At 71.3% G+C, this 7,552-nt stretch carries 8 protein-coding genes and 1 pseudogene; all 9 read left to right on the forward strand.

What is annotated here, in order from left to right; translation table 11 throughout:
• Positions 1-197: pseudogene (locus tag ABZU52_RS31040) on the forward strand (cupin); the annotation flags it as partial.
• 130 nt (positions 198-327) lie between these two features.
• Positions 328-1,284 carry an ABC transporter permease gene (locus tag ABZU52_RS31045; RefSeq protein ID WP_354974482.1) on the forward strand — a complete coding sequence of 319 codons (957 nt, stop codon included), beginning with the start codon at positions 328-330 and terminating at the stop codon, positions 1,282-1,284.
• A 23-nt stretch (positions 1,285-1,307) separates the two neighbouring features.
• Positions 1,308-2,312 (forward strand): ABC transporter substrate-binding protein, encoded by a 1,005-nt coding sequence (locus tag ABZU52_RS31050; RefSeq protein WP_354974483.1) that lies wholly within the window; start codon positions 1,308-1,310, stop codon positions 2,310-2,312.
• Between the two features lie 4 nt (positions 2,313-2,316).
• Entirely contained in the window at positions 2,317-3,111 is a 795-nt protein-coding gene (locus ABZU52_RS31055; protein WP_354974484.1) for an ABC transporter ATP-binding protein, read from the forward strand.
• Between the two features lie 38 nt (positions 3,112-3,149).
• A complete protein-coding gene (locus tag ABZU52_RS31060) occupies positions 3,150-4,301 on the forward strand; it encodes a Gfo/Idh/MocA family oxidoreductase (protein ID WP_354974485.1) in 1,152 nt (383 codons plus the stop codon).
• Positions 4,298-5,449 (forward strand): dihydrodipicolinate synthase family protein, encoded by a 1,152-nt coding sequence (locus ABZU52_RS31065; protein WP_354974486.1) that lies wholly within the window; start codon positions 4,298-4,300, stop codon positions 5,447-5,449. The genes ABZU52_RS31060 and ABZU52_RS31065 overlap by 4 nt, the downstream gene beginning before the upstream one ends.
• Positions 5,450-5,565: 116 nt before the next feature.
• The gene (locus ABZU52_RS31070) at positions 5,566-6,369 is read left to right on the forward strand and encodes a sugar phosphate isomerase/epimerase family protein (RefSeq protein ID WP_354974487.1); all 804 of its coding nucleotides are present in this window, start codon (positions 5,566-5,568) and stop codon (positions 6,367-6,369) included.
• A gap of 214 nt (positions 6,370-6,583) precedes the next feature.
• Complete coding sequence (locus tag ABZU52_RS31075) at positions 6,584-7,108, forward strand: hypothetical protein (RefSeq protein ID WP_354974488.1); 525 nt, start codon at positions 6,584-6,586, stop codon at positions 7,106-7,108.
• Positions 7,109-7,368: 260 nt separating this feature from the next.
• Positions 7,369-7,521: a hypothetical protein gene (locus ABZU52_RS31080; protein ID WP_354974489.1), complete on the forward strand. Its 153-nt coding sequence runs from the start codon at positions 7,369-7,371 to the stop codon at positions 7,519-7,521.
• Positions 7,522-7,552: the final 31 nt, after the last annotated feature.

A 7,552-nucleotide genomic window follows, 5' to 3' on the forward strand; every position in this document is an offset into this window, starting at 1 on the left:
TGCTGGGGCGGTGGCGGCAGCGGTGGGAGGCCGGCGCGGGCCGTGCCGCCGCCGACACCGCCGGGCAGCTCGACGCCCTGGAGCGCGGGGACCCGGCGCACCTGCGCGACGCCGGGGTGTACGCGGTGGCCGAGCCGGTCGAGTGTGGCCGGTTGGGCATGTGCGGCCTCCTGGACACCTACCCGGCGGCCGGCTGACAACCACGAATAGATCGAGGAAAGCCCTTGCCCGGTGTGGAGGCGCCGCCTACGCTCCAGGAAAGCGTTTGCCTGATCTGCCGACCGGCCCGGCCCACGGGCACCGTGCCGGGCCCCGAGGAGGTTCCGCGTGACCGAGAACTCTCTGGACACGGCGGGCCGGCAGGCCGCCGTCGAGGCGGTGGGCGGTGAGCGGAAGGCTGATTCCGCGCCCGGTGCGCCGGAGGCCGTCGGCAACGCGTCCATTGCGGATGGATGTCAGGCCGACCGTGGCCGTGCCCCGCGCCCGACGCTCGGTCGGCGGGCGGTGGCCTTCGCCGACTCGCTCTGGCGCCCGGCGCTGGTGCTCGCGGTGTTCTTCGCCGCCTGGTGGTTCGTGGCCGCCCGGGAGTACGTCCCGAACTACCTGGTGCCCACCCCCGGCCAGGTCTGGGAGACGACGACCACCCAGTGGTCCGAGCTGGCCCGGCACACAGTGGTCACCCTCTACGAGACGGTGCTCGGCTTCGTGCTGGCCGCCGCGCTGGGTCTGGTGACCGCGGTGGCCATCGCCTATTCCCGCACCCTGGACAAGGCGCTCTACCCGATCGTGCTGTTCGCACAGGTCATCCCGAAGATCGCCATCGCGCCGCTGCTGGTGGTCTGGTTCGGTCTCGGCCTCACCCCGAAGATCATCCTGGCGGTGCTCATCGCGTTCTTCCCGGTGGTCATCTCGGGCGTGGCCGGCCTGCGCTCCACCGACCCGGAGCTGCTCGACCTTGCCGCCACGATGGGTGCCGGGCCGTGGCGCACCTTCCGCAAGATCCGCTTTCCGAACGCGTTGCCGCACCTGATGGCCGGACTGAAGGTGGCCGTCACCCTCGCCGTGGTCGGCGCCGTGGTCGGCGAGTTCGTCGGCGCCAGCGAAGGGCTCGGCTACGTCCTGTTGCTGGCCAACGGCAACCTCGACGCCCCGCTGCTGTTCGCCGACCTGATCCTGATGTCCGCCATCGGCATCGTCCTGTTCGTCCTGGTCGAGATCGCCGAGGCGCTGCTCATCCCGTGGCACGCCAGCCGCCGGGCCGGCGTGTCCCTCACCACCTCCTGACCGACCCCATCACGGAGGCACCGATGAAACGCACCGCCACCACCATCCTGGCCACCGCCGCCCTGCTCCTCGTCGCCACCGGCTGCGGCGGCGGCGACCCCGGCGGCAGCACCAACGCCGACGGCAGCAAGCAGGTCACCCTCACCCTCAACTGGGTGCCGTACGGCGAGCACGCGCCCTTCTACTACGGCCTGCAGAAGGGTTACTACTCCGCCGAGGGCATCGACCTGAAGATCCTGCCCGGCAACGGCTCCGGCAACACGGTCAAGCAGGTCGCCCAGAAGCAGACCGACTTCGGCTGGGCGGACAGCCCCGTCCTGCTGAAGTCGGTGGCCAGCGGGATGCCGGTGCGCAGTCTCGGCGCGTACCTGGAGAAGGGCCCGTCCTCGGTGGAGTTCTTCACCGAGGAGAACATCAAGACCCCGGCCGACCTCAAGGGCAAGACCGTCGGTGGCACCCCCGGCGACGCCCTCTACGCGACCTTCCCGGCCTGGCTGGAGAAGAACGGCCTGACGAAGGACGACGTCAAGGTGGTCAACGTCGACGCCGCCGGCAAGATCGCCGCGCTGGCCGAGGGCAAGGTCGACGCCATCATGGGCTTCTTCCACGACCAGGCGCCGACCATCGAGAGCAAGACCGGCAAGAAGGTCGACGTGCTGCTCTTCGCCGACTACGGGATGAACCTGCTCGGCACCGGTCTGATCGCCAACACCCAGACCCTGCAGAAGGACCCGGAGCTGGCCCGCAAGTTCGTCCGGGCCACCCAGAAGTCCTGGGCCGACGCCGCCCGGGACCCGGCCGGCGCGGTGAGCGCCATGGTCGCGCTGGCCGAGAACGAGCCGGCGCCCGAGGTGCTCACCAAGCAGCTCACCCTCAACCTGCCGCTGCTCGGCGCGGACGGCCCGCCCGGGGTGAACACCGAGGCCCAGTGGACCGAGACCATCGACCTGATGTCCCGCTACGCCGAGCTGAAGGACCCGGGCGCGCCCAACGCGTACTGGGACTCCTCGTACGCGGCGCAGGGGTGACCAGGTGACCGCCGCGCCGGCCGCGACCGGCACCGCCATCGGGATGTCCCGGCTGACCGTCCGGTTCACCACCCGGCGGTCGCAGACCACCGCCTTGGACGACGTGTCCCTCGACATCGAGCCGGGCGAGTTCGTCACCATCGTCGGGCCGTCCGGCTGCGGCAAGTCCACCCTCCTGAAGATCGTCGCGGGGCTGGTCACGCCGACCACCGGCGAGGTGTCGCTGCTGGAACGCCCGGTGCGCGGCCCGCAGAAGGAGATCGGCTTCGTCTTCCAGAAGGCCGCGTTGCTGGAGTGGCGCGGTGCCCGAGCCAACATCCTGCTCCAGGCCGAGATGCGCGGCATGGACCGGACGCAGGCGGCCCGCCGCGCCGACGAGCTGATCGAGATGACCGGCCTGACCGGCTTCGAGAAGGCGTTGCCGCACGAGCTGTCCGGTGGCATGCAGCAGCGGGTGGCGCTCTGCCGCGCGCTGCTGCACTCCCCGCCGGTACTGCTCATGGACGAGCCGTTCGGCGCCCTGGACGCGCTGACCCGGGAGCAGATGAACGCCGAGCTGCACCGAATCTGGCGGGAGACCGGGACCACCGTGGTGCTGGTCACCCACTCCATCGCCGAGGCGGTCTTCCTCGGCACCCGGGTCGTGGTGATGAGCCCCCGACCCGGCCGGATCATCCGCACCTTCCCGGTCGAGCTGCCGGCGCACCGCGACTACGCGCAGGTGATGTCGGATCCCCGCTTCGACCGGCTCGCCACCGACCTGCGTGGGTTGCTCGGCAGCGCGGCCGCCAACCACTGAGCGCGGATCGGCACGACCAGCACGACGGAAGGAACACCATGACCCGCAGGTCGATCGGCATCATCGTCAACGGCGTGACCGGACGGATGGGCTACCGGCAGCACCTCGTCCGCTCGCTCCTGGCCATCCGCGAATCCGGTGGCGTGGCGTTGGCCGACGGCACGACCATCTGGCCGGAACCGGTCCTGGTCGGGCGCAACGAGACGAAACTCCGGGAACTCGCCGAGCGGCACGGGCTGACCGACTGGACCACCGACCTGACCTCGGCGCTGGCCCGCGACGACGTCGAGATCTACTTCGACGCGCAGGTCACCCAGCAGCGGGAGAAGGCGATCCGGCAGGCCATCGAAGCCGGCAAGCACATCTACACGGAGAAGCCCCTGGCCGAGGACACCGCCGCCGCGCTCGACCTGGCCCGGGCGGCGGACGCGGCCGGCGTCCGCACCGGTGTCGTGCAGGACAAGCTCTTCCTGCCCGGTCTACGCAAGCTCAAGCGCCTCATCGACGGCGGCTTCTTCGGCCGGATCCTCTCGGTGCGCGGCGAGTTCGGGTACTGGGTCTTCGAGGGCGACTGGCAGCCCGCTCAGCGGCCGTCGTGGAACTACCGGGCCGAGGACGGCGGCGGCATCGTGGTCGACATGTTCCCGCACTGGCACTACCTGCTGGAGGAGCTGTTCGGGCGGGTCACGGCCGTCTCCTGCGTGATCGCCACCCACGTGCCCGAGCGGGTCGACGAGGCCGGTCAGGCGTACGCGGCCACCGCCGACGACGCCGCGTACGCCATCTTCGAACTCGACGCCGGGGTGATCGCCCAGATCAACTCGTCCTGGACCGTGCGGGTGTACCGCGACGAGCTGGTGGAGTTCCAGGTCGACGGCACCGAGGGCAGCGCGATCGCCGGCCTGCGCAACTGCCGCGTGCAGCACCGGGCGGTCACCCCGAAGCCGGTGTGGAACCCGGACCTGCCGGCCACCGAGGACTTCCGCGCCCAGTGGGCCGAGGTGCCCGACAACGAGGAGTTCGACAACGGCTTCAAGGTGCAGTGGGAGGCGTACCTGCGGCACGTGGTGGCCGGCGAGCCGTTCACGTGGGACTTCCTGGCCGGCGCGCGCGGCGTGCAGCTCGCCGAGCTGGGGCTGCGCGCGGCCCGCGAGGGCGGTCGTGTCGAGGTGCCGGAGCTGCGGTCATGACGGCCGAGGTGGTGCTGCCGGGTGGACGGCGGCACCGGTTCGCCGGGGGTGGTGGCTTCGCCCGCCCGGCCGGGCCGGTGACCAGCCGGATCGCGTACGCCGCCGCGCACGTGGTCGCCGACCCGCGCGCGGAGAACGTGCCGGGCGCCCCGGCGGCGGTGGACTGGGACACCACCCTCGCCTTCCGGCGGCACCTCTGGTCGTACGGGCTGGGGGTGGCCGAGGCGATGGACACCGCCCAGCGGGGGATGGGACTGGACTACCCGGCCACCCGGGAGCTGATCCGGCGTAGCGCCGCCGAGGCCCGCGCGGTCGGCGGGCGGATCGTCGCCGGGGTCGGCACCGACCAACTGCCGGTCGGCCCGGCCACCCTGGCGGCGGTCACCGCCGCGTACGCCGAGCAGCTCGACGACGTCCGCGCGGCCGGGGCCCGACCGGTGCTGATGTGCAGCCGGCACCTGGCCGCCGCAGCCCGTGGCCCGGAGGACTACCTGCGGGTGTACGACGAGTTGCTGAGCGCCGCCGACGAGCCGGTGGTGCTGCACTGGCTGGGTTCGATGTTCGATCCGGCGTTGACCGGCTACTGGGGTGCGGTCGATCTGGATGTGGCCGCCGACACGGTGATCGAGCTGATCAAGGCACACCAGTCCGCTGTGGACGGGATCAAGGTGTCGCTGCTGGACGCCGACCGGGAGATCGCGTTGCGCCGCCGCCTCCCGGCCGGGGTACGCCTCTACACCGGTGACGACTTCCACTACCCGGAGCTGATCCGGGGTGACGACGTGGGGCACTCGGACGCGCTGCTCGGGGTGTTCGCGGCCATCGCGCCGGCCGCGGCTGCCGCGTTGGCCGCCCTGGACCGGGGGGACCTGACGGCGTACGACGAGATCTTCGCGCCCACGGTGCCGCTGGCCCGGCACCTGTTCGCGGCACCGACCTGGCACTACAAGACGGGGATCGTGTTCCTGGCCTGGTTGGCTGGGTACCAGGACCATTTCACGATGGTCGGTGGCGCCCAGTCCGGCCGGTCTCCGGCGCACCTGGCCACCCTGCTCACTCTGGCCGACGCGGCCGGTCTGCTGCCCGACGCCGACCTGGCCGCCGCCCGCGCGCGGGCGCTGTTCACCGTGGCGGGGGTGGCCCAGTGAGCGCGAGGAGTGAGCCGGTTTTGCGAGCCCCGCAGTCGCGAGCGGAGACCAGCCCAGTGAGCGCGAGGAGTGAGCCGGTTTTGCGAGCCCCGCAGTCGCGAACGAAGACCGGTCCAGTGAGCCTTGCGCGGTTCTCGTTCAACCAGGCGACCGCGCAGCGTTGGCCGCTGCCGGAGGTGGTGGCCGGGTGCGTGGCGGCCGGCGTACCGGGCGTCGGCCTGTGGCGGGAGCCGGTGGCCGAGTACGGGTTGGCCCGCTCGGCGAAACTGGTCCGCGAGGCCGGCCTCGCCGTCACGTCGCTGTGCCGGGGCGGGTTCTTCTCCGCCGACGACTGGCGTACGGAGAACCTGCGCGCCATCGAGGAGGCCGCCGCCCTCGGGGCCCCGGAGCTGGTGCTGGTCTCCGGTGGGTTGCCGGCCGGCAGCCGGGACATCGACGGCGCCCGGCGGCGGGCCGCCGAGGCCATCGGCGAGTTGGCCCCGCACGCCGAGGCCGCCGGGGTGCGGCTGGCCATCGAGCCGCTGCACCCGATGTTCGCCGCCGACCGGTGTGTGATCGCCACTCTCGGCCAGGCGCTGGACATCGCCGAGCGGTTCGACCCGGCGGTGGTCGGCGTGGTCGTGGACGCGTACCACGTCTGGTGGGACGACACGGTGTACGCGCAGATCGCGCGGGCCGGCGCCCGGATCGCCGCGTTCCAGGTCTGCGACTGGGTGACTCCGCTGCCGGAGGGGGTGCTGCTCGGCCGGGCGCTGCCCGGCGACGGCTGCATCGAGCTGCGCCGGCTGCGCGAGGCGGTGGACGCGGCCGGTTACGTCGGTCCGATCGAGGTGGAGGTCTTCTCCGCCGAGGTGTGGGCGCGTCCGGGCGCGGAGGTACTCGACGCGGCGATCGCCGGCTACCTGCGCCACGTTGTCTGAGATCCCCGAACGGCGCTGGCCGGCGGCGGTCGGCGCCTGGTGGGCATCGGCACCGCCCACCCCGCCGTCGGCAAGCGTTCGCAGCAGTGCCTCGGCGCCGTTCACGCGCATCGCCTCATCGGCGAAGTCAGTAATGGGTAGCGACTAAAGCCGCATTTCGGACTAATGCTGTTAGGTTGGGGAAAGTAGCTCGACGGGTGAGACGGAGTGCGGAATGGGGCAGGGATACGTCGAACGCGCCTACCAGGCCCGGTGCCTGGACATCAGCGTCGATCGCCCGTTTGAGGAGTTCCGGCGGCAGTACGAGCAGGCCGTCCCGCCCTACGACGCCGAGGCGTTCAACGCTCTGGTGGCCCGCGACGCCCCGTGGGATGACGTGCTCGCCCTGATGCGTGAGCGGGCACCCCACGACTTCCTCATCTACTACAGCAGCGGTGACCTGCACCCGATGATGACGCTCGCCGGCGACCCCTGGCACTGTGTGGAGTACCTGATGGGCAACCACACCACCGCCGAACGCATGTTCCGGCATGATCCCGCTGTGATGCTGTACGCGCCGCTGCGCACGGTGATCTGCGAAGGACCCCACGGTGGAGCGCGGTTCGTCATCGAGCAGCCCAGCCGCCCCTTCGGTTCGTTCGGAGTGGACGCGATCCACGAGGTGGGCCGCGACCTCGACCGTGAGGTCGCCGCGCTCCTGGCGCACCTTCAGGTGCCCGTACCGGCCGGGTTGTCGTAATGGTCCCGTCGGCCGGCCGATGAGGTCGCCGCTCTCGATCATGGCATGGCCGAACCGGCGCCTCACACGCGTACGGTGATCTTGCCAGCACCCGCGTTCCGTAACACCGTGCAAATCCTCGATTAACCGCCCTGGACTTGAGTGAGGGAGCGCTCCCACTGGACATCGCAGGATCCCGGGCAGTTCCACTCCGGCAAGCTCCCATCCTGGGTGTGGCGACGATTCGCCAACCGGCAATGGCTCGTCGATCATGAAGTTTGATGGGCGTTGTCGGGGCCCAGCGGCACCAGTACTCGATGATCGACCTCGCTGTCTGGAGCGCGCCTCCGGGCGCCTCGACGTCTCGGGCGAGCCGAGCGGTGGCGGGCGGGCGAGACCCCCGCTCGATCAACCTGACCATCACGGTCACCTGACCGTCGTTCGGTGGCGGGCGGGGGTCTCGCC

This window comes from Micromonospora sp. NPDC005220, from assembly GCF_040607895.1.
Classification (GTDB): domain Bacteria; phylum Actinomycetota; class Actinomycetes; order Mycobacteriales; family Micromonosporaceae; genus Micromonospora.